The organism is Aliidiomarina indica, assembly GCF_015354615.1.
Lineage (GTDB): Bacteria > Pseudomonadota > Gammaproteobacteria > Enterobacterales > Alteromonadaceae > Aliidiomarina > Aliidiomarina indica.
Genome location: NZ_JACAVQ010000003.1, coordinates 95,673 through 116,299, shown reverse-complemented (window position 1 = coordinate 116,299; position 20,627 = coordinate 95,673). Strand labels below are relative to the sequence as shown.

General features: G+C 50.0%; 16 protein-coding genes. 10 read left to right on the top strand and 6 right to left on the bottom strand.

All coding sequences use genetic code 11. The features are described from left to right. The first annotated feature begins 33 nt into the window (after positions 1-33). The 9 genes from HXZ99_RS06280 (at position 34) to HXZ99_RS06240 (ending at position 12,485) form a co-directional block, all read left to right on the top strand. Positions 34-747: a hypothetical protein gene (locus tag HXZ99_RS06280; protein ID WP_194756429.1), complete on the top strand. Its 714-nt coding sequence runs from the start codon at positions 34-36 to the stop codon at positions 745-747. Positions 748-911: 164 nt separating this feature from the next. After that, complete coding sequence (locus tag HXZ99_RS06275) at positions 912-2,093, top strand: acyl-CoA dehydrogenase (RefSeq protein ID WP_194756428.1); 1,182 nt, start codon at positions 912-914, stop codon at positions 2,091-2,093. Positions 2,094-2,099: 6 nt separating this feature from the next. Next, positions 2,100-4,334 (top strand): dehydrogenase E1 component subunit alpha/beta, encoded by a 2,235-nt coding sequence (locus HXZ99_RS06270; RefSeq protein ID WP_194756427.1) that lies wholly within the window; start codon positions 2,100-2,102, stop codon positions 4,332-4,334. Continuing rightward, a complete protein-coding gene (locus tag HXZ99_RS06265; RefSeq protein ID WP_194756426.1) occupies positions 4,334-5,386 on the top strand; it encodes an ACP S-malonyltransferase in 1,053 nt (350 codons plus the stop codon). Before HXZ99_RS06270 ends, HXZ99_RS06265 begins: the two co-directional genes overlap by 1 nt. 147 nt (positions 5,387-5,533) lie before the next feature. Next, positions 5,534-5,836: an ArsR/SmtB family transcription factor gene (locus HXZ99_RS06260; protein WP_194756425.1), complete on the top strand. Its 303-nt coding sequence runs from the start codon at positions 5,534-5,536 to the stop codon at positions 5,834-5,836. A 78-nt stretch (positions 5,837-5,914) separates the two neighbouring features. Next, complete coding sequence (locus HXZ99_RS06255; RefSeq protein WP_194756424.1) at positions 5,915-6,118, top strand: YgaP family membrane protein; 204 nt, start codon at positions 5,915-5,917, stop codon at positions 6,116-6,118. A gap of 60 nt (positions 6,119-6,178) precedes the next feature. After that, a complete protein-coding gene (locus tag HXZ99_RS06250; protein WP_194756423.1) occupies positions 6,179-9,466 on the top strand; it encodes an efflux RND transporter permease subunit in 3,288 nt (1,095 codons plus the stop codon). 4 nt (positions 9,467-9,470) lie between these two features. Further along, the gene (locus tag HXZ99_RS06245; RefSeq protein WP_194756422.1) at positions 9,471-10,526 is read left to right on the top strand and encodes an efflux RND transporter periplasmic adaptor subunit; all 1,056 of its coding nucleotides are present in this window, start codon (positions 9,471-9,473) and stop codon (positions 10,524-10,526) included. Between the two features lie 84 nt (positions 10,527-10,610). Then, positions 10,611-12,485 (top strand): DUF4153 domain-containing protein, encoded by a 1,875-nt coding sequence (locus HXZ99_RS06240; protein WP_194756421.1) that lies wholly within the window; start codon positions 10,611-10,613, stop codon positions 12,483-12,485. A gap of 85 nt (positions 12,486-12,570) precedes the next feature. Here HXZ99_RS06240 and hemN read toward each other — a convergent pair whose 3' ends face one another. Further along, positions 12,571-13,980, bottom strand: coding sequence for an oxygen-independent coproporphyrinogen III oxidase (hemN, locus tag HXZ99_RS06235; RefSeq protein WP_194756420.1), 1,410 nt, complete (start codon positions 13,978-13,980; stop codon positions 12,571-12,573). A 161-nt stretch (positions 13,981-14,141) separates the two neighbouring features. On the opposite strand from hemN, the gene HXZ99_RS06230 reads away from it, so the two are divergent. After that, positions 14,142-14,501, top strand: coding sequence for a SirB2 family protein (locus HXZ99_RS06230; protein WP_231699847.1), 360 nt, complete (start codon positions 14,142-14,144; stop codon positions 14,499-14,501). 15 nt (positions 14,502-14,516) lie between these two features. Here HXZ99_RS06230 and HXZ99_RS06225 read toward each other — a convergent pair whose 3' ends face one another. From HXZ99_RS06225 to bcsG, 5 genes are all read right to left on the bottom strand, one after another. Next, positions 14,517-16,118 (bottom strand): FAD-dependent oxidoreductase, encoded by a 1,602-nt coding sequence (locus HXZ99_RS06225; RefSeq protein WP_228517729.1) that lies wholly within the window; start codon positions 16,116-16,118, stop codon positions 14,517-14,519. After that, entirely contained in the window at positions 16,115-16,636 is a 522-nt protein-coding gene (locus HXZ99_RS06220) for a twin-arginine translocation pathway signal protein (RefSeq protein WP_194756418.1), read from the bottom strand. The genes HXZ99_RS06225 and HXZ99_RS06220 overlap by 4 nt, the downstream gene beginning before the upstream one ends. Before the next feature lie 10 nt (positions 16,637-16,646). Beyond that, entirely contained in the window at positions 16,647-18,056 is a 1,410-nt protein-coding gene (locus HXZ99_RS06215) for a coniferyl aldehyde dehydrogenase (protein WP_194756417.1), read from the bottom strand. Between the two features lie 2 nt (positions 18,057-18,058). Further along, complete coding sequence (locus HXZ99_RS06210; protein WP_194756416.1) at positions 18,059-18,880, bottom strand: SDR family oxidoreductase; 822 nt, start codon at positions 18,878-18,880, stop codon at positions 18,059-18,061. An 89-nt stretch (positions 18,881-18,969) separates the two neighbouring features. Then, entirely contained in the window at positions 18,970-20,586 is a 1,617-nt protein-coding gene (bcsG, locus tag HXZ99_RS06205) for a cellulose biosynthesis protein BcsG (RefSeq protein ID WP_194756415.1), read from the bottom strand. Between the last annotated feature and the right edge of the window lie 41 nt (positions 20,587-20,627).

Here is a 20,627-nt window from a genome sequence, read left to right as displayed (position 1 = left end):
TAGACAGAGTGGAACATTGAGAGGGATAAATTTGTGAAAAAATTTATGCATTGGACATACATCGCTATTATTTCGGTACTCGCAATTGTGCTCTGGCAAACTAGGAGTGATTTGGAAACTATGGAGCGTCAGCTTGCTATTGCGACGGCTCCAACAGAAGTTGAAAGCATAAGTCCGGCAGAGCCAGCTGAAGGTAGAGACCGTCGCATTTATTATTTAGAGGCGCTGGTTGATGAGCTGCAAGCAGAAAACCGGGCGCTTACCCTTTTATTGACACAACGGGCTGGAAACGGCAATGACCAAACGACCCTCGCAAGCAATGACGACGCCGGTTTTGAAGACGATGATGATTACCTTGAGGAACTAACTGAGCAAGAGGCTGCGCCGGAAGTAGGGGAAGATTCATTGCCGCCGACTCCGCGCATGATGAACCTCGAGAACCTAGAGCAGCGCTTTAGCGACGAAGATGTCGATCCAGATTGGGCTTATGCCTCAGAAACCTCACTGCAAGATATTTTTCTTACAGTGGAGGGGTTGCGCTATTTTCAACTCGATAGCGCCGATTGCCGTGCGACTATGTGTCGGTTAATGGTGACCCCATTAGAGGATGACCGTGCGTTTAATATGCGCTTATTGTCATCGGAAGTGCGTAATTTGGATATGTTTGGCGATGAAGTCATGATGATGGTGCTCGAGCGTGCGGACGAATCTCAACTGCAAATATTCATCGACCGCTCTGGAAATTAAGTCGTTAACGGTTGGTCTTATCAGTAAGAAATACCCCAGATTTCCCCTCTGGGGTATTTTTTTTAACCAGTGCATATAGTACGTTGTACAAACAACTTGCGTGTGTTTGCCCACACCTACCCTTACGTTCACCTTATTATCCAAACGAAGCTGGAGAAAAATGCATGAGTAGCCGCGCCGCTTTTAGTTGGGAAGACCCTTTCCTGATGGATTCAATGCTCACTGATGAAGAACGCATGATACGCGACAGCGCCCATGCCTATTGTCAGGAAAAACTAATGCCAAGAGTGCTCATGGCAAATAGAGAAGAACATTTTGATCGAGCGATTTTAAACGAAATGGGCGAGATGGGCTTACTTGGGGCTACCATTCCAGAAAATTACGGTGGCGCTGGCGTGAATCATGTGTGCTATGGCTTAATTGCCCGAGAAGTGGAGCGTGTTGACTCCGGCTATCGAAGTGCCATGAGCGTACAGAGCTCTTTAGTGATGTATCCCATTTATGAGTTTGGCACCGATGCATTGCGGGAGAAGTATTTGCCTAAGCTGGCGTCAGGCGAATGGGTGGGTTGTTTTGGTCTCACCGAACCAGACGCAGGTTCAGATCCAGCGAGTATGAAAACTCGAGCAGTGAAAGTTGACGGCGGCTACCAACTGACGGGCTCAAAAATGTGGATTACCAATAGCCCGATTGCCGACGTGTTTGTGGTGTGGGGGAAACTCGATGGTGAAATTCGCGGGTTTGTCTTGGACAAAGACATGAAAGGTTTAAGCGCACCAAAAATTGAAGGGAAATTTAGTTTGCGCGCGTCCATTACGGGTGAAATTGTTATGGATAACGTGTTTGTACCATCGGAAAACATGTTCCCTGAAGTGAAAGGTTTAAAAGGCCCGTTTAGCTGCTTAAACAAAGCGCGTTACGGTATTGCATGGGGTAGCTTGGGCGCTGCGGAGTTCTGTTGGCATGCGGCACGGCAATATACACTTGATCGCATTCAATTTGGTCGGCCACTTGCGGCGACTCAGCTCATTCAAAAGAAACTGGCAGATATGCAAACGGAGATTAGCTTGGGCCTGCTCGGGGCGCTACAAGCCGGTCGTATGGCAGATGCTGGAAGCTTAGCGCCGGAAACGATTAGCTTAATCAAGCGCAATAGTTGTGGCAAAGCACTCGACATCGCTCGGGTCGCCCGCGATATGCACGGCGGTAACGGCATTGCCGATGAATACCACGTTATCCGGCATGTCATGAATCTTGAGGCGGTGAATACTTACGAAGGAACACACGATGTGCATGCATTGATTTTAGGGCGTGCGCAAACGGGTTTAGCAGCATTTGGAAGCTAACCACTGATGAGTCAAGATTATCCGTTGCAAGATCGGTTACTTGCATCGCTTTTTGATGCGCCGCTACCCGCACCCGAGCATTTACCAGACCTGACACGATTAGGACTGACGGCTGCGGATTTATTTGCTTGGGTGGATACCCAGCTGACAAGTCGCGTGTTGGATTTGCATAGCCGGGAGCTGCAAGCGGCGGGTGAAAGTTTTTACACCATCGGTTCTGCCGGTCATGAGGGTAACACCGCCGTGGCCGCAGCCCTACGACCCACGGATATGGCGTTTTTACACTATCGATCCGGCGCGTTTTTTATCCAACGACAAAAACAAGTACCGGGCACAACGCCGATCTATGACATGTTACTCAGCTTTGCCGCGAGCGAAGATGACCCTATTAGCCAAGGGCGCCATAAAGTACTTGGCAGTAAAGCTATTATGGTGCCCCCACAAACCAGCACTATTGCATCGCACCTGCCGAAAGCGGCGGGGATGGCGCACAGTATTGGCCTTGCCAAGCGATTACAACACCGCGGGGAAGTACCCACGGATAGTTTGGTGGTGTGCAGTTTTGGTGATGCATCTGCAAATCATAGCACTGCTCAAGGCGCCATTAATGCCACCTGTTGGGCGGCCTACCAGAATGTTCCTATGCCGATTATTTTTCTGTGTGAAGATAATGGCATTGGCATTAGTACACGGACGCCTTATGGGTGGATTGAAGCAGGCTTCAAGCATCGGCCCGGGCTCCATTATTTAAGCTGCGACGGGCGTAACCTGTTGGACGTGTATCGGGCTGCTCGAGAAGCCGAGCGGATTGCTCGCAAACGCAAGCAGCCAGTGTTTTTACACATGAAATGCGTTCGCTTATACGGACATGCTGGCTCCGATGCGGAAATGACCTATTTAAGCAAAGAACAAATTGCCCATAACGAACTCAATGATCCCTTACGCAACAGTCTCGCTTTACTTGAAGCCTATGGCATTGCCAGCCAAGAGCAAATGCGGGAGTACCTGTGTGCCTTGTTTGAACGTGTTCGCGCCGTTGGTAAACAGGCGACGCAACGTCCGAAGTTGGCAAACGCAGAAGCGGTGATGGCGTCAATTGCCCCCGAATATCCTCATTCGGAAGGGCCTCCAGCGCTCAGCAAAGAAACGCGAACCGCGTTGTTTGCTCATGAAAAACATAACCTAGGCAAGCCACAAAGCCTGAATAAACTCCTTAATTGGGCGTTGCTCGATATTATGGGGCAATATCCCAATACCGTCATGATGGGAGAGGATATTGGCAAAAAAGGGGGCGTGTACGGTGTAACGAGCCGGTTAATCCAACAGTTTGGACCGAGCCGCGTTATTAACACGCTGTTAGACGAGCAAAGTATTCTGGGCATGGCAATCGGCTGTGCCCATAATGGATTTATTCCGATTCCGGAAATTCAATTCCTCGCCTATGTTCACAATGCCGAAGATCAGATCCGCGGTGAAGCGGCTACCTTGTCGTTCTTCAGTGCAGGTCAGTTTTCTAATCCGATGGTGATTCGTATCGCCGGGTTGGCTTATCAACGCGGCTTTGGTGGTCACTTTCATAATGATAATAGCTTTGCGGTATTTCGGGATCTGCCTGGCGTTATTTTGGTATGTCCGTCAAATGGGGCAAGTGCCGCGCGTTTATTAAGGGAATCTATTCGTCTGGCGGAAGAACAAAAGCGCGTTGTTGTCTTTTTGGAGCCAATTGCACTTTACAATCAGAGAGATTTACTCGAGGTGGGCGATGGTAAATGGAGTTTCCATTATCCAGATCCCAAGGAACGTATTGCATTTGGTCAAGTAAGTGTTGTCGAAGAAGGTGAGTCGGCGAAGGTTTGCATTGTGTCTTATGGCAATGGTTACTACCTCAGTCGCCAAGCCGCGCACGATCTGGCGGCTTCGGGCATTGCGGTACGAGTGATAGATTTGAATTGGCTGCATCCACTTCCCATGGAAAGCCTGCTCGCGGCCATTGGTGAAAGCGAGCACGTATTGATTGTGGATGAGTGTCGGGAAACGGGCTCGGTTTCTGAAGAGCTTTGGACACGTTTACAAGAATCAAATTGCCCAGCGCTACTGGGGCGCATTTGCGCCGACGATTCCTTTATACCGCTGGCTAAGGCGGCATATCATGTGCTGCCAGGTCGGGCTGGAATAGTGAGTGCAGTCCGCCAATTAATTCAAGCGCCGACAACGCCAGATAGCCAGAGAGGAAAACAGTGATGACGCGGGCATCTGTGAGCAAACAAAGGGCACTTGTTATTTGTCCTGGGCGCGGAACCTATAATCGCTCAGAGCTAGGTTATTTAAGCCGTTACCATTCCAAGCAAAAAGCCCTCTTAGATGATTTTGATGACCTTCGCCAAGACAATCAACCAAGGATTCAGGAACTGGATTCAGCAGCTCAATTTAGTGCCAAGTTGCACTTGCACGCTGATAATGCGGCCCCCCTCATCTATAGCTGTGCGTTCGCTGATTTTCAGGCCATCGACCACGACCGTTTTGATATCGTCGGTGTGACGGGTAATTCAATGGGTTGGTATATTGCTTTAGCGTGCGCCGGCGCGTTGGATGCGAGGCGCGGATTTCAGTTGGTCAGCGACATGGCGTCAATCACCAACGCTGCCGATTTAGGCGGTCAGCTGTTATATCCCAACGTCGACGATGATTGGCGCTTTGACCCGACATTAGATGCGCGCATGAAGCCCTTGCTCGCAGAAACCGATTCCAATAAAAAACTCTACACATCGATTCGATTTGGTGGTTATCAAGTGCTAGCAGGCACCACCGCCGCAATTCAGAATGCAGCGGCAGTGCTACCACCAACGCAAGACCGATATCCGCTTGTGCTGTCGGGGCACAGTGCCTTTCATACGCCTCTAATGGCCGAGGCCAGCACGCAGGCCTTACAGCGATTCAGCCCGGAATTTTTCACAGCACCGAGCCTGCCCATGATCGATGGCCGCGGACATATTTGGCAACCCCTAGGTACAGACAGAACGGCGTTGCGTGAATATACCTTGGTACATCAAGTGTGCGAAACCTACGATTTTAGTACGGCTGTATTAACTGCGGTAAAGGAGTTTGCGCCTGATGTGATCATCCTCACAGGGCCGGGAAGCACTATGGGCGGAGCGGTAGCACAAGCGTTAATCACTGATTCATGGCAGAACATACGGAGTAAACAAGACTTTATTCAACGTCAGAAAGAAGCGCCCATCGTCCTTGCCATGGGTATTGATGAACAACGTCAGCAGGTGGTTAGCGCAAGCTAACTGAGTGAAAGAACAATCTTTACATGTAAATAGTACTTTAGTCGGTATTGAAGCTTGTTTTACAGCGAATAGGGGGTGTATTCTTCCAAGCCTACCTTGTAAATCAGACCCACTTGATAAATTAGATAAATCTAATATAATAGGCTTATGATTACGATTTCAATTGAAGACATGCAAAAAAACGCTTCCCAAGCGGAAGCCTTGCTAAAATCATTGGCAAATAGTCATCGGCTAATGATTTTGTGTCATTTAGTGAAAGGTGAAATGTCGGTCGGTGAACTCGAGCAAAAAGTAGGGTTGTCGCAGTCGTCACTTTCGCAACATTTAGCGAAACTGCGTGAGCAAAAGATCGTGACATACCGCAAAACAGGAACGACGGTGTGGTACCGGGTTGAAGACCCTCATGCACTGCAAATCTTAGAGACCTTGCATTCGATTTACTGCGCATAGGGTCTTCCACCCTATGTCTTTTTTTTGGCTTTATATATTAGATATTAGTAATACACTATATTTAAAGGAGACTCTCATATGAACATTGATCGGGTTGTAATGGCGTTTGCTGGCACAGTCGTGTTGTTGTCGGTACTGCTTGCTTGGCAAGTGAGTGCGTGGTGGATGCTTCTCACAGCATTTGTCGGCCTCAACCTGCTGCAGGCGTCTTTTACAGGTTTTTGTCCGCTAGCAAAGGTTTTGAAAGCGCTAGGCGTAAAGTCGGGTCGAGCGTTTCACTAGCATGGGCACAAAGAGTGCTGTTAATGCACCTTTAACCTTACGTAGTCACGGGAGAGATGCATGAAGGGTTCGATCATTCGGTGGTTTCTCGATAGCGCGTTTCCGCCAATTTTCATTGGTTTTGCGATTCTATTGGGCGCGGTAGCACTGTGGTTGACGCCTCGGGAAGAAGACCCGCAGATCGTGGTACCCATGGCTGATATTATTGTGCAGGCTCCGGGTCTTTCGGCGCAGCAAATCGCGACCCAAGTGACCGAACCCCTTGAGCGCGTGGTGAGTCAAATCGACGGCGTAGAATATGTGTATTCTCAGTCGAATCGTGACCAAGCCCTTGTGACGGTGCGTTTCTATGTGGGGGAAGATCGCGAGGATTCGCTAGTAAAGCTCTACAACAAGCTCTATTCCCATGAGGATGAAATTCCAACGGCGGTAACACAGTGGGCGGTGAAGCCGATTGAAATTGACGATGTGCCCATTGTTGTGGCCGCGCTGTACAGTACTCGCCCAGAACAGGTGGGCGCTTTTGAGTTGCGCCGTTTAGCCGAACAGGCAACGCAGCAGTTAAAGGCTGTCCCACAAACTAATCGGGTTGCTGTGTATGGTGGCCAATCCCGGATCATTGAGATTGCACTAAACAGCGTGAACTTGGCTGCACACCAAACCACGATAGATGATATTCAGCGCGCCATTGTGCTGAGTAATCGCCAGCAAAAAACCGGACAACTGCATCAGGCCGGAGAAGTGATTCAGGTGGAGGTGGGCTCATTTTTCCAGAGTGCAGGTGAATTAAGCAATGTCGTTATCAATGTGGTGAATGGAAAGCCCGTCTATTTGCGCGATGTTGCCACCGTAAGCGATACCGCCAATCAGGCACAAGACTACACTTTCTATTACCCACAGGGAGTCGAACAGGGATTACCGTCCGTATATCTTGCTGTGGGCAAGCAGCGGGGGGCTAACGCGGTTCGTGTTGCCGCGGATACCCTCGACGTGTTTGATTCCCTGCGAGAACATCATTTGCCTGCAGGTGTTGAGATTGCTCTCATCCGTAATTACGGCGATACCGCAGATGAAAAGGTAATGGAATTGGTGACCAGTCTTGCTGTGGCAGTGCTGGTGGTCGTTGTATTTGTTGGCTTGTTTCTTAGCTGGCGTGCGGCGCTAGTGGTGGCCATTGCAATTCCTATTGCCTATGGCATGACATTGGGTGTGGACCTGCTATTTGGCTATACGATTAATCGAGTGACCCTATTCGCGCTTATTCTGGCGCTGGGTCTTATCGTCGATGATCCCATCGCTGCCATTGATAATATTGAGCGGCATATCCAAGAGATTGGCAATTCGCGGAAACAAAACATTATCAACGCCATGGTTGAGATTCGTAGCGCATTATTGATGTCTACATTAGCCATCGTGATTGTATTTACGCCCATGTTTTTCATCACCGGCATGATGGGTCCGTATATGGCACCGATGGCATTTAATGTGCCGGTAAGCGTGCTTTTCTCAACGGTGACGGCATTTTTAATCACGCCTTGGCTTGCATGGAAGATCATGGGAGCAGCCCGCAGTAACGGTATCTACGATCCCACCCAAACATTGCTATACAAAGGTTACCGCAAGTTGCTTGAACCGCTTCTTGAGTCGGAGCGACGGGGTAAGTTTTTTATTTGGAGTGTGGTTGGCCTATTTGTTATTGCCGCGACGCTACCAGCATTGCGGCTGGTACCACTCAAATTGTTGCCCCATGACAACAAAAACGAATTCCAACTGGTGATTGATATGCCGGAGGGACGCGCCGTTGAAGAAACGCAGCTTGTTGTACAACGCCTTGCCACTTACTTGCAGCAAGTTCCCGAAGTTGAAGCGGTGGCAACTTTCGCTGGTTTAGCCTCGCCGATGGATTTTAATGGCATGGTGCGCCACTATTTCCGTCGCGGTGAGCCGTGGCATGGCGAAGTGCGCGTGGTGCTCGCTGATAAGCATCGTCGTTCGATGCAATCGAACGAAATCGTTACGCGCGAGCGCGATGCGCTAACGGCAATTGCAGCCTCAGCCGGAGCCCACTTAAGTATTGTGCAAATGCCTCCTGGCCCGCCGGTGCTCGCCACTGTGGTTGCTGAAATTTATGGCCAGCCGGGGACGCCCTATCAGGCACTTGAAGATGCCGCGCATGTGGTTGCTGAACGCTTGGCGCGAGAGGACTCCACCCGCGAAGTTGACACGTCGGTACCGGCAAGCCAACGGGTTTGGCGGTTTGAGGTAGATCGCGAAAAAGCTGCCTTATCAGGCATATCCACGGAAGACATTCAGCGCACCGTGGCGACCGCAATGTCAGGCCTTACCGTGGATTTTTTGCAGTTACCTACGGAAGTAAATCCGCTGCCAATTGAGGTGCGTCTACCGCGTGGAGGTCGCGATAATCCTGACCATTTACTTTCTCTTTATGTACGTGGACAGTCTGGTGTAGCCCGCGAACTTCAGGTTGCTGGGCTAGTGGATGCGCCCGCGCCATTGGTGCAATTGGCAGAGCTGGGGCGATTTGTCGAATCCACCGTTGATCGGCCCATTTTTCATAAGAATCTTCGGCCCGTGACCTATGTTTACGGCGAAGCCGTAGGACGCGTTCCTGCCGATGTGGTCGCTGATGTTATGGTCGATCAGGATCGGAGCACCGATCAGTATGTACCCCAATGGCGACGCCATTACTTCAATAATGGCGCGGGGTTAGCGTGGTCCGTCCCAGAGAATATTGAGGTGGTCTGGAGTGGTGAAGGGGAATGGAAAATCACCTTAGACGTATTCCGAGATCTGGGAATTGCTTATGGCGTTGCACTCTTGGGAGTGTATATCGTGATGGTCTTGCAAACCGGCCTGAAAGCGGTGTCTGGCATAATGATGTTGTCTATCCCTTTAACCATCATTGGCATCATGCCGGGCTTTTGGTTTCTAAATCGCTTTGCAAATGATATTGCCGGTTACCCAAATCCGACACTATTCACGGCTACCGCTATGATTGGGATGATCGCGCTCGCCGGCATTGTGGTGCGAAATGCGCTCATTCTCATTGAGTTCATTCACCAACGATTACGCACGCAGTGCTCCTTGAAAGAAGCACTTTACGACGCCGGAGCGGCTCGGACGCGACCGATATTGCTCACTGCAGGAACCACCATGCTGGCAAATATCGTGATTACCTTAGATCCAATTTTCAACGGGTTAGCGTGGGCCATTATCTTCGGCATTACAGCCTCAACTTTATTCACATTGCTCGTGGTACCTGTGGTGTATCACATGATGTACAAAAATGTCGCGGGCCACGGCCTACCGCATTCCGCAGAGGAGTAAGTCGATGAATCGCAAATCAATCATAAGTTTCAGTGTCGCCGCTGTTGGCTTAATGGTGGTGTTTATTTGGTTAGCGGGCGGTTTTACCGCCAAGCTGCCGTCGCAAACGAAAATAGAGCCAAGCGTTGCCGCCGAGGTTGGCGCTCAGATGACGTGGACAACCATTCCTCAATCTCGTTCTTTTAGCGGGAGTATGCAGGCGCGGCAACAGGCTAATTTATCTGCGCGCATTACCGCACGAGTTGCCGATGTATTGGTAGATGCAGGTGATGTGGTTGAAGCAGGGGATGTCTTGTTGCGGCTAGAAAGCGATGACTTAAGTTCACGCGTTCGACAACAGGAACAGAGCTTGGCCGCGGCGCAAGCCCGGGTGAATGAAGCCCGTCTTAACTTTCAGCGCAGCGAACAGTTAGTGAATCAGGGATTGTTGCCAGAAGCTCGTTTAGATGAAGCCCGCGCTCAGCGTGATAGCGTCGAAGCTGAATTCAACAGAGCCCGTGAGGCGCTGTCCGAAGCACGCACCAGTGAAGGCTTCAGTGTGATTGTCGCGCCATTTTCCGGAGTGATCAGTCGTCGCGTGGTGTTTACCGGCGATACAGCCACACCGGGCATGCAATTGCTAAGCTTGTACGATCCCACCACCCTTCGGTTAGAAGCATCTATTAGTGAGTCTGCCTTGGCGCGATTGTCCATCGGTGATGAACTTATGGTGCGCTTAGATGCGCTGCAGCAAGACGTGCGTGGTCAGGTGGTTGAGATTGAGCCCGCAGCCGATGCAGCCACACGCAGTTTTACCGTGCGTTTAGTGCTCGATGCACAAGGTAATTTGTACCCGGGCATGTATGGTCAAGTAACGGTGCCTGTAGGCGAACGCCAAGGATTATTAGTGCCCCAGCATTGGGTTGAGCAACAAGGTCAGATTCATTTTGTTTGGATCAATGGTGAGCAGGGCATCGAACGTAGAATCGTTCGTTTAGGGGATGCCTTTTCGCAAGAAGGCGCGCTTTGGGTTGAAGTTGTTGCGGGTCTTCAGGCCGGCGAATATGTGGTGGCACCTTAATGAAGGGCTGATTACTTGACGATAGCAATATGAATAGAAACTGTGCAAAATGATGAAATAACAATCATTAAAGGAACGCGCAGGATGGAATCGAATTACGTTAACACCAATCAATCTGAGACAACTGTGTTAGCTCGCCCTGAGAGATTCACCTTAGTCACGGTGGGGGTGGTGCAAGCAATTGTGCTTTATTTGCTTTTGAAAGGCGTCGAACATGGCTGGCTTTCTTTACTGGTAAGTCAGGTGACGCTCTTTACGTTGGTACTCATCGTGCCAACTGCATTTATGCTGTCGTTACGGGCATTGTCAGATCGCTTGTTTTGGCAACACATGGGCTTATTGAGCATAGTTTTTGTGCCCCTTGCTTGGTTTGCTGCACGGTTAGTCACCACGGAATACTTTCTGCCGGCTGATCATGTGCTCTCCGCATTTGCGTTTGTGATGTTTTTAACCGCCTTTACCAGTCTGCCCTTTTTGCAATCGCGATTGCAATGGCGCAGCTTTCGTCTCGACTATCCGTCTTTATTTAAGCATGCTTGGCAAAACGCTCTCACTTTGGCGTTGGCATTTTTCTTCATCCTGATCAGTTGGGGCTTGCTCATGCTTTGGGCAGTCTTGTTTGAATTGATCAATATTTCATTCTTCTATGACCTCTTCACTGCCGAAGCCTTTATGGCGGCCATCACAGGGTTTCTGTTTGGCATGGGTATCCTTATTGGAAGAACCCAAGAGCGGACCATTCAAACGTCACGGAAACTTATTTTTGCGTTATGCACCGGATTATTACCGGTTGCTGCATTTGTTTTACTGATCTTCTTAGCCACGCTTCCTTTCGTCGGGTTTTCTGCTCTTTGGTATGGCGATGGTGATAGCGGCGCTCGGGTGAGTATGGCCGTTACCCTGAGTGTGCTGATTGTTTTTCTCATTGTTTTATTTAATGCGGTGTTTCAACTAGGCGATGAGCCATTGCCTTATCCCCGTGCGGTGAATTGGTTGGTGCGTGCCGCGTTGGCGTTAAGTCCGGTATTGGGCGTTCTGGCGTTGGCGGCTGTGTGGGTACGTATCGGCGACTACGGCTGGACTGCGGAACGTTATTGGGCACTTATCGCCGTACTATTACTTGCGCTATACAGCATCGGTTACAGTGCGAGTTGTTGGTTGCGAAATAGCAACGGTTGGACTTGGATACCGCGCATAAACATGGGTATGGCGTTGCTCGGAATGCTGATCGCTGCGTTAAGCTTTACCCCCGTTCTTAATCCCTATCGAATGGCAGCTAACAGCCAAGCAGAGCGATTTGAAGCGGATGTGGCCCATACGTTAGCCGAAGACGCAGAGACCGATGCTAGGATTGAGCTTGAATTCAGACTTGAAGAAAGGCTTGAATGGTTCAGATTCAGTGCCGGAGTACATGGTATTCGCGTATTAGAACGCTGGCGTGATGACGAAACGTACGCGCCATTTCATGAGCGAATCGAGCAACTGCTGGCGCGCACGCGGCGGTATGAACGACACACACCTGGAAATATCTATGGTGAGCGTGGACGACAAGCACTTGCGCTACAGATTCATGGACCAGCGCCGGGAGTGGAATTAGATCCTGATCTACTGCGGGTGGTAAGTGATGACGCCATGAATGAACGGTGTTTTGATGCTGATATTGAATGTATCGGCAACGGAATAGCGCTGCTGCAAACAGAAACCGGTGAGCTTATTGCAAACTCCGGTTTTTTACTCTGCCGATTAGATCGCGGGATAGAGGGCGCTTCGTGTTCCGTATATGGCCTCTTAGGTCAGGAACAGAATGAATGGCAGCATGTGCAAAGTTTGTGGTTCTCTGGATCAGAGAACGTCAAGGAACACATTCGAAATGGTACTATTCAAATGCGAATGCCCTGTATGCGAGTACTCGAAATTGATGGACAACGCCGCGCATTTGGAAATTTCAGCTGCTATTAGATAAGCCCGGTAGCCAACGCATCGCGTTGGTCAGGACCACGATAAGCCCTGTAACCAACGCATTGCGTTGGTTACAGGGCCTGTGTTAAACCACTTTAGAGTAACGGGTTTGTCCTTGGCTGAGGTAGGCGTCAAAGCAACTACAGATACTTCTCACCCATAAACGGCCAGCGGCAGTGACGTGAATTGAGGTCGCATCGACAGTGACCAATTTGTCGTCGATAAAACGCTGCAAGGCGTCGATGGCGTCGCTGAAATACCCATGAAAATCGATCTGCCAACGCTGCTCGAAGCTTGGAATATCCAAACTGAAATGACAAATTAATTGAGCGATTAAAGCCGCCCGTATTTGATCATCCTCGCTGAGGGAAATGCCCTTGGTGATGGCCAACTGCTGACTGCTAATCATCTTCTGATAAGCGCCCACGTCTTTTTCATGTTGCCAAATCACACCGTTCACTTGGCTAATGGATGATACGCCTAACCCAAGTAAACAATCGGAACCATGTGTGGTGTAACCTTGGAAGTTTCGTTGCAACCGACCCTCGCGTTGGGCAATCGCGAGCTCGTCGTCGGGCCGGGCAAAGTGATCCATGCCGATAAATTGGTAGCCCGCCTGCGTAAAGGTTTCAATTCCTGCTCGCAACAGCGTGAGCTTGTCTTGTGCGTTCGGCAACGTACTATCTTTGATTTTACGCTGCGCCGGAAAGCGCGATGGCAAATGGGCGTAACTGAATAGGGAAATACGATCAGGGTTGAGGGTTAGCACCCGATCTAATGTGTCTTGAAATGACGCATGACTTTGATGGGGCAAGCCGTACACAAGATCTAAATTAATGGAGTCAAAGCCGAGTTCTCGTGATGCATTCACCAAATTACGAACCAAGGTTTCGTCTTGCACCCGGTTTATTGCAATTTGCACATCCGAATCAAAATCCTGCACACCGTAGCTCACTCGATTAAAGCCAAGTTCGCGGATATGTTTTAGCTTCGCCAGTGAGCACTCGCGCGGATCGATTTCGATACTCACTTCGCTACACTGAACGGGTTTAAAATCAAAGTACGCACTTAATGCATCAAATAGCCGCGTAAACTGAGCTTCTGATAGAAATGTCGGCGTGCCGCCCCCCAAATGTAGTGCCTGAATTTTACGATGCGCCACTAACTTGCTGTAAAGCTTCATTTCGGCGATTAATGCGTCAAGATAGGTATCGGCCTTATGCTGGTGACGCGTGATCACTTTGTTACACCCACAGTAGTAGCAAAGGGAGTGACAAAACGGGATATGAATATACAGACTTAATGGCTCGGCGCTTTCAGCGAGTGCCGATGTTGCTTCGGTCGGCAAGAAATCAGGGGACAATGCCAACGCGGTCGGATACGATGTGTAGCGTGGACCATGGATGTTGTATCGTTGAATAAGTGCTTGATCCCACGAGGGAACAGCAATCGTTGCATCGCTCGCGTGTAAAGCGGGTAGTGGAGACTTCAACATAACAACACCAATGATTTCCAAGTATGAGTTGTTAGGATACGGATAGTTGGGCGAAGAAACCTTGATCTGTCACAATTTTAGCGACGAAAAGACGCCCTAGTATAGGCGTTGCCAATCCTTGATACAGAAAAACGATAAAGAGAGAGATTATGGAACACTATATGACCATCAAAATGATCCACATGTTAACCGCGTACCTGACCGGTTTGTTCTTAGTGGTGCGTTTAGGGCTAGATGTGGCAGGTAAGCCGGGATGGAGAAATACACCGCTGCGTTGGATTCCGCATGTGAACGATACAATTTTGTTGGTAATGGCGATTTCTTTGCTCGCTATTCTTCGATTGAATGTGCTTGAGGAACATTGGCTTTTATTAAAAATCGTTTTATTAGTTGGGTACATTGTGGCGGGTGTATTTGCGATAAAGCCTAAGTTTGCAACCCGCACTCGGATTATCGCCGCGGTTCTGGCGATTGTGCAGCTTCTGGCAATTTTCCATCTCGCTATGGCGAAGCCGTTCTAATAACCCCTGCACGTTTTATTGCGCGCGAGGGTCATGAGAGCCTAAGCGCGCAATAAGCTCCTCAGTTAACTTCAGCGTCCATGCATAGATGCTTAGCTGTGGGTTGGCACCAATGCTAGAAGGAAAGATGGAGCCGTCAAACACGTATAAATTGCGGAGTTGATGATGCTGTCCGGATAGATTCACGACCCCCTGCTCAGGCGTTTCGCTCATGCCGCACCCGCCCATCACATGTGCACTTGATAAGCGCACGTCGAAAATACGCATGGGCAAGGTTTCAAGATGAGCTTGATAGGCCGCTATGGATGTGCAAGCTTTGCCAAGCGCATGCACCGGCATTACGCTCCGTGCTCCGGCAGCGAATTGAATTCTCGCCATGGCCATAAACGCTTTTTTGCAGGTGTTCCAAAGTGCTTCACCGAGAGGATAGTCGACCACCGCATCACCATTTGCGCGAAGCTCAACACGGCCCCCGTGATCGTCTCCATGAAAGCCGTCACGCATAAGTGCCAGCATCAGGTTGGATTGGGCCAACTGCTGCATGCGTTGATAATGTTGATCGCCAAACTCGCCCATCAATGCGGAGACAATGCTCGGCTGCATCGGCGCCACTTCTATTTTAAACCCCATCTCTGCGGTGCTTGGAATATCATTAAACGCGTCCGAATAGATGGATTGCGGGGCGCCGTAGAAGCCGTCGATCGTTTCATCAAAAACCGCCATATTCATACAGACGGGATGCAAAAATGTGCGTTTGCCCGTAGTGCGATGGGGATCAGGTGTTTGTGAGCGAAGCAGTAAACCAGGGCTATTAATGGCACCTCCGGCAAGAATAACTAAAGGGGCTTGTAGGTGCATTAGCTCGCCTCGGGTGTGATGCAGGTGCGCATCCATCGCTTGGCATATTACCCCGGTTACTTGATCGTTTGCCCAGGTTAGTTGTTGTACACGTACGCTGTGGATCAATTGAGCACCGTGCTCGAGGGCTTCTGGGATGTGTGTCACTAGCATAGATTGCTTGGCATTCGTGGGACAGCCAGTGCCACAGTAGCCTAAATTCCAGCATCCTTGCACATTGCGGGGAATCACGTCCCAATGCCATCCTAATTGCTCGCATCCTCGCTGGATTACCGCGTTGTTAGCATTGGGTGAGGCGGCCCAGCGTTCAATGTTCAGGCGTTGCTCAACGCGTTCAAAATAGGGCTTTAAATGCTCAGATTGCGCTGTGGCGATACCAAATTGCTCGCGCCAATAGGCGAGGGTTGAGTTGGGCGTTCGAAAACTACTGGTCCAATTCACCGTTGTAGTTCCTCCCACGGTGCGACCTTGTAATATGCTAATGCCGCCGTCTTTACTGGTGCGAAGCGCCCCTTCTTGATATAGCTCAGCGTACGCTTTGAGTTCATCATTGTGAAAGTCATTGGCGGTTTTTAGCGAACCTTCTTCTAAAATAAGCACCCGAAAGCCCGCCTTTGCGAGCGCTGCCGCTGCGGTGGCACCCCCCGCTCCTGAGCCGATAATAATGACATCGGGATTATAGGTGGTCGCCAGCGTTTCGCGTGCATCCACAAGGTTCCAGCCGCGGGCAATCCCTGCAGCATAAAGATCGTTATTCATGATTCCCGTAACCTCGTTAAAAATTCCGGAGGTCCCGGATAACCGATGTTATGCCATGCTTGAGGTACCCCGTACCAAGCCATTTGACAGAGCTGGCAAATGCCCTGATAACCTTGTCGATACAGCCCAACGCGGCTGTGTTGCCACCGCTTTAAGAAAGCCCTGATTTGGTCATCTTGTAGGTGTTGCCATCCGCGCCATACACCGGTTACTGGTCCGCGAGTGATAGCAAAAGTAGCGAGATCGGCAAGGTTAAAGACTTCTTTACGCATGGCGGGGCTACTCGCGAGGAGCATCCGATCTAAGCTCCGTAACGCGAGACTAAGCTGAAACTGAGGGTGGGGACCGATCACCGCGGGAAATAGTGCACTAAAGAAGATGACATCCTGGTCACGGAGTACATCGTAGCCTTCTGCAGGATGTCGCCGGGCCCGATGCAAAAAGCGCGCACTGCCGCCAATGGTAGCCAACAATAGGGCAGCGCCAAATGAGAGCTTTAAAAATGACCGACGATTCATCGTGCACCCTTTATCGGATAAATAACCGGTAGATAAGACGGAGTAGCCTGCCCCCATAAGGAGGATAAATCAGTTTTGCACTGTTTAACTTGCCCTTACTTAAAATGCTACGCGCTTTACTAAAGGTGAGAAATCCCTCGTGCCCATGGTAATGGCCCATGCCTGATTGGCCAACGCCACCAAACGGCAAATCGTCTTGAGCAACATGAAATACCGTATCATTCAAACATACACCACCGGAGCGGGAATGATCTAAAACATAGCGCTGCTCTTTTTTGTTGTAGCCGAAATAATATAAGGCCAATGGACGGCTGCCCGCGTTCACCTGACGCACTGCATCCTCAATATTTTGATAGGGCAGGATAGGTAGCACTGGGCCGAAAATCTCTTCGTGATAGATCCGTAAATTCGGGCTTCCGCCCATCACAATCGTGGGTGGGATTACGCGTGAGTCGTCGAAATCCTCCCCCGCTGGGTTGCATTGAATCAGTTGCGCGTCACTCGCGCGCGCCTCGTCGATTACTTCAGTTAAGCGCTGGTGCTGCCGATCATTAATAATTTGCGTGTAGTCGGGGTTATCTCGAAAAGAAGGGTACATGCGCTCCCAAGCGGTCTTAATTAATGCAGCATAGGATTCGAGTTCATCTGCGGGGCATAACACATAATCGGGGGCCACACAGGTTTGGCCTGCATTGAGGGCTTTACCAAAAGCAATGCGCTCTGCCGCTTCTGCGCGCTCGGCGGCACCCTTTAATGTGCCAATAATCGCCGGTGATTTACCGCCCAACTCTAAGGTTACTGGGGTTAAGTTTTTCGCTGCAGCCGCCATGACATGTCGACCAATTTCGGTGCCACCGGTGAATAGCAAGTGATCAAAAGGGAGTTCGGCGAAGGCTTTGCCCACGTCTGGTCCGCCAGTTATTACGGCGACATGGTCGCTTGCGAATACATCAGCAATGAGTTGCTGTAGTGCGCTGGCTGTTGCCGGTGTGTATTCGCTCATTTTGATCATGACGCGATTACCTGCCGCTAGCGCAGCAACAAGTGGGCCAATAGCAAGGTACAGTGGATAGTTCCACGGGACAATAATACCAACCACCCCGAGGGGTTGGTACTCAACCCGTGCTTTGGCCGGTTGAAATGCTAAACCGACGGCCCGGCGTGAAGGACGCATCCAGCGTTTTATTCGCTTCTTGGCATACTTGATGCCTTCAAGCGAGGGCAACAACTCCGCGAGCTTGGTTTCATCCGCACTGCGTTTCCCGAAATCCTGTGTAATTGCACGAATAAAGGCGTCTTGCTGCTGCAACAAAGCCTGTTCTAGCTGCTCCAGGTGCTTAATACGGGTTGCTGCATTAGGTACCGGAGATGCTGAGAATGCATGTTGAAAAGACTGTAGCTGTGTAGCAAGAGAAGTCATGTTTATTTGCCTCTTAATTTAGCGGTTTGCTTTTGCATCATGCGAGCATACCAGCGTCGTGGTAACCAGGTTTTCAGACGCCAAATACGGCGCGCATTGGCGTGAGGCACAATATAGAATTGGCGTTTTTCGATAGCAGTCGCCACTATCTGAGCAATATCATCGGCGCTTAGAGCACTCTTACTCATGAGCTTATCAAGCGTTCTATCCATGCCTGGCACGGTACTGCGCATGCTATTCCCAAGATTGGTACGGAAAAAAGAGGGACAAAGAACAGACACGCCAATATTGTCGGGTGCAAGTTCATGTTGGAGCGTTTCTGAGATAGACACCACGGCCGCTTTAGTGGCGTTATATGCCGACATGTTGGGGACATCGAGCAAGCCAGCCATGGACGCCACATTGACAATGTAACCGGAACCCTGATGTTTAAATAAGGGCACAGCATGCTTGCAACCACGCACGACACCGAACAAGTTAATGTCGGTAATCCACTGCCAATCGCTCATATCCACCGTATCAATAGCACCTACTTGAGCTACTCCGGCATTGTTGACGATGACATCAAGGCCGTCCCAATCCCGTTTAAGCACCGCGATTGCCTTGGCGAGGTCGCTTTCTTGAGTGACATTGCAGTGTAAATAGCGGCACTCAGCGGATGGGTTGAGTTCATTTAACTCAGATTCGGCTTGTGCGCCTAGGTCATCGGCGATATCGCCAATGGAAACACGCCATCCTCGCTTGGCGTAATGTTTTGCGAGTGCAAAGCCAAAGCCACTTGCGCCGCCGGTAATAAAAATGCGTTGAGGAGAAGATGAGGTCATGGCGTACTCTTTATTTGGGTGCTTTCAATTGGCACTATCACACGAGAATAATGCAAAGTTCAATATGAATTAAACAGCTGTTTGAAAGCCTAGCGCATATACGGTCGCCAGTCACCATGATTGATTTGCAAAAAGAATTGACCGTCTATTTCCATCATAATGACACGGTCATTTTCAAGCACGGGGCGTTGCTCCGGCATCGCTTGAGCGATGCGGCTCGGATCGTAACTTCCCCCAGAGAATGGGCGTTGTTCCATGGTTTGATAAATAGCGCTGGTAATCGCCGTGGGGCCGGTACTACGAGCCACTTGTATCGGTGAGCGGGCGGCGTCATTTACGCCCGGACCAAATAGTCGCATCATTACTGGCACATGGGTTAATGCCGGTGTCGGGATTTCCCGCATCCCAGGTAACTGCAACTGATCACCGCGCAAACCCGCTCCGTGTTCAGGAACGATGACAACCAATACCGCTCGTTCCGATGCAATAATGTCATCATACAACTGGTTTAGATCGTCCAACAGTGTTTGCAGCCGGGTGCGGTAACTGGCAATACTATTGCCTCGAAAACCGGGTAAGCGGTTGCCATCATGCAAGCTTGTGGTGTTATAGAAGGTAAAGTTAGGCGCGTCATTCGATTGCTCGAGCCAGTCCGTTAAAATCGCCCGGTCAGAATAAATAGGTGATTGATCAAATCCCATCATTGCCGTGGGGAACTGGGAAGGCTCCACAAACGGTGCGTTCTCTAAGCCACCAAGTTGCTGCACTTGTGTCAGGAAGTTATCGAAGGCACCGGTATGGTTCATCCGAATTTCCGAGCGAAATCCAAGCTGCTGTAATTGTTGGTTTAATGTGCACGCCGGCAGTGGCTCAAACAACCGACTGTGGGGAACATGGCCGCAACTCGACTGTAATAGCCGCAATGTCGCCGGGCCAGAGTAGGAACTGCCGGTAAAAAAGTTAGTGAGTGTAAGATCCGAGCGCACCAAGAACGGATGGTCAAGCAAATCAAATTGTTCTAGATCTTGCCACGACAGCGAACATACGTTCACCATAAGGATATCAAAGTCGGGACTAACCGTTGCTGGCGGCCTCAACTGGATTTCTTGTTGGCGTGCATAAAATTCCGACAGCAGCGCGTCGGGATTGTTTACCGGGGCGCGCACTGTGCCAGCAGCCTGTTGCGTAGGACCTCGCTCAGTGCCGAAGGCAACGTCTATCGGTTGAAGCTGTTGGCTAGGTAGCAGGGGAACCACCACAATTGCCACAAGCGTAACGGTGGTCATACGTAGCAACTTGCTTAAGTACAAATAAAGAATCCATGCCACCAATAACGCGGCTATCATTTGCAACGAAATTATTCGTCCAATGAGCTCTAGGCTGTACCAGAAACTGAAACTAGAAACGAGTTCCCATTGATCAATTAAGCGCGAGAACGGCGGTAAATGGCTTTCCGTATAGAGTAAGGAGGTCGCGGCAACGATAGCGATAATTTGACGGGCAAAGCGCAGCCAAAAAAATCTCACCGGAACAACTAAAAAGGCGAAAAGTGTAAGATTCCAAAGTAGTTCAAGCTCGAGATACCCAAATAGGGCCATGCCGGCTTTGATAAGAAAATAAAAACTCCAAGCGCCTAGCCCAGGCCAATTAAATAAGGGGTGATGCAATAATTGCTGACGTTGGCGCTGATAGAGTTGCTCACTCATGAAGCTTAAGGCCTTTTATTCTTTTTAGTGCGTCGAACGCG

Bases quoted from the DNA above. Each gene is read 5' to 3' on its own strand.
- HXZ99_RS06265 (WP_194756426.1), top strand. From the start codon at position 4,334: ATGACGCGGGCATCTGTGAGCAAACAAAGGGCACTTGTTATTTGTCCT.
- HXZ99_RS06225 (WP_228517729.1), bottom strand. From the start codon at position 16,118: ATGAATAACGATCTTTATGCTGCAGGGATTGCCCGCGGCTGGAACCTT.
- HXZ99_RS06220 (WP_194756418.1), bottom strand. From the start codon at position 16,636: ATGAATCGTCGGTCATTTTTAAAGCTCTCATTTGGCGCTGCCCTATTG.
- HXZ99_RS06215 (WP_194756417.1), bottom strand. From the start codon at position 18,056: ATGACTTCTCTTGCTACACAGCTACAGTCTTTTCAACATGCATTCTCA.
- HXZ99_RS06210 (WP_194756416.1), bottom strand. From the start codon at position 18,880: ATGACCTCATCTTCTCCTCAACGCATTTTTATTACCGGCGGCGCAAGT.
- HXZ99_RS06250 (WP_194756423.1), top strand. From the start codon at position 6,179: ATGAAGGGTTCGATCATTCGGTGGTTTCTCGATAGCGCGTTTCCGCCA.
- HXZ99_RS06240 (WP_194756421.1), top strand. From the start codon at position 10,611: ATGGAATCGAATTACGTTAACACCAATCAATCTGAGACAACTGTGTTA.
- HXZ99_RS06230 (WP_231699847.1), top strand. From the start codon at position 14,142: ATGACCATCAAAATGATCCACATGTTAACCGCGTACCTGACCGGTTTG.
- HXZ99_RS06255 (WP_194756424.1), top strand. From the start codon at position 5,915: ATGAACATTGATCGGGTTGTAATGGCGTTTGCTGGCACAGTCGTGTTG.
- HXZ99_RS06275 (WP_194756428.1), top strand. From the start codon at position 912: ATGAGTAGCCGCGCCGCTTTTAGTTGGGAAGACCCTTTCCTGATGGAT.
- HXZ99_RS06245 (WP_194756422.1), top strand. From the start codon at position 9,471: ATGAATCGCAAATCAATCATAAGTTTCAGTGTCGCCGCTGTTGGCTTA.
- bcsG (WP_194756415.1), bottom strand. From the start codon at position 20,586: ATGAGTGAGCAACTCTATCAGCGCCAACGTCAGCAATTATTGCATCAC.
- HXZ99_RS06260 (WP_194756425.1), top strand. From the start codon at position 5,534: ATGATTACGATTTCAATTGAAGACATGCAAAAAAACGCTTCCCAAGCG.
- hemN (WP_194756420.1), bottom strand. From the start codon at position 13,980: ATGTTGAAGTCTCCACTACCCGCTTTACACGCGAGCGATGCAACGATT.
- HXZ99_RS06270 (WP_194756427.1), top strand. From the start codon at position 2,100: ATGAGTCAAGATTATCCGTTGCAAGATCGGTTACTTGCATCGCTTTTT.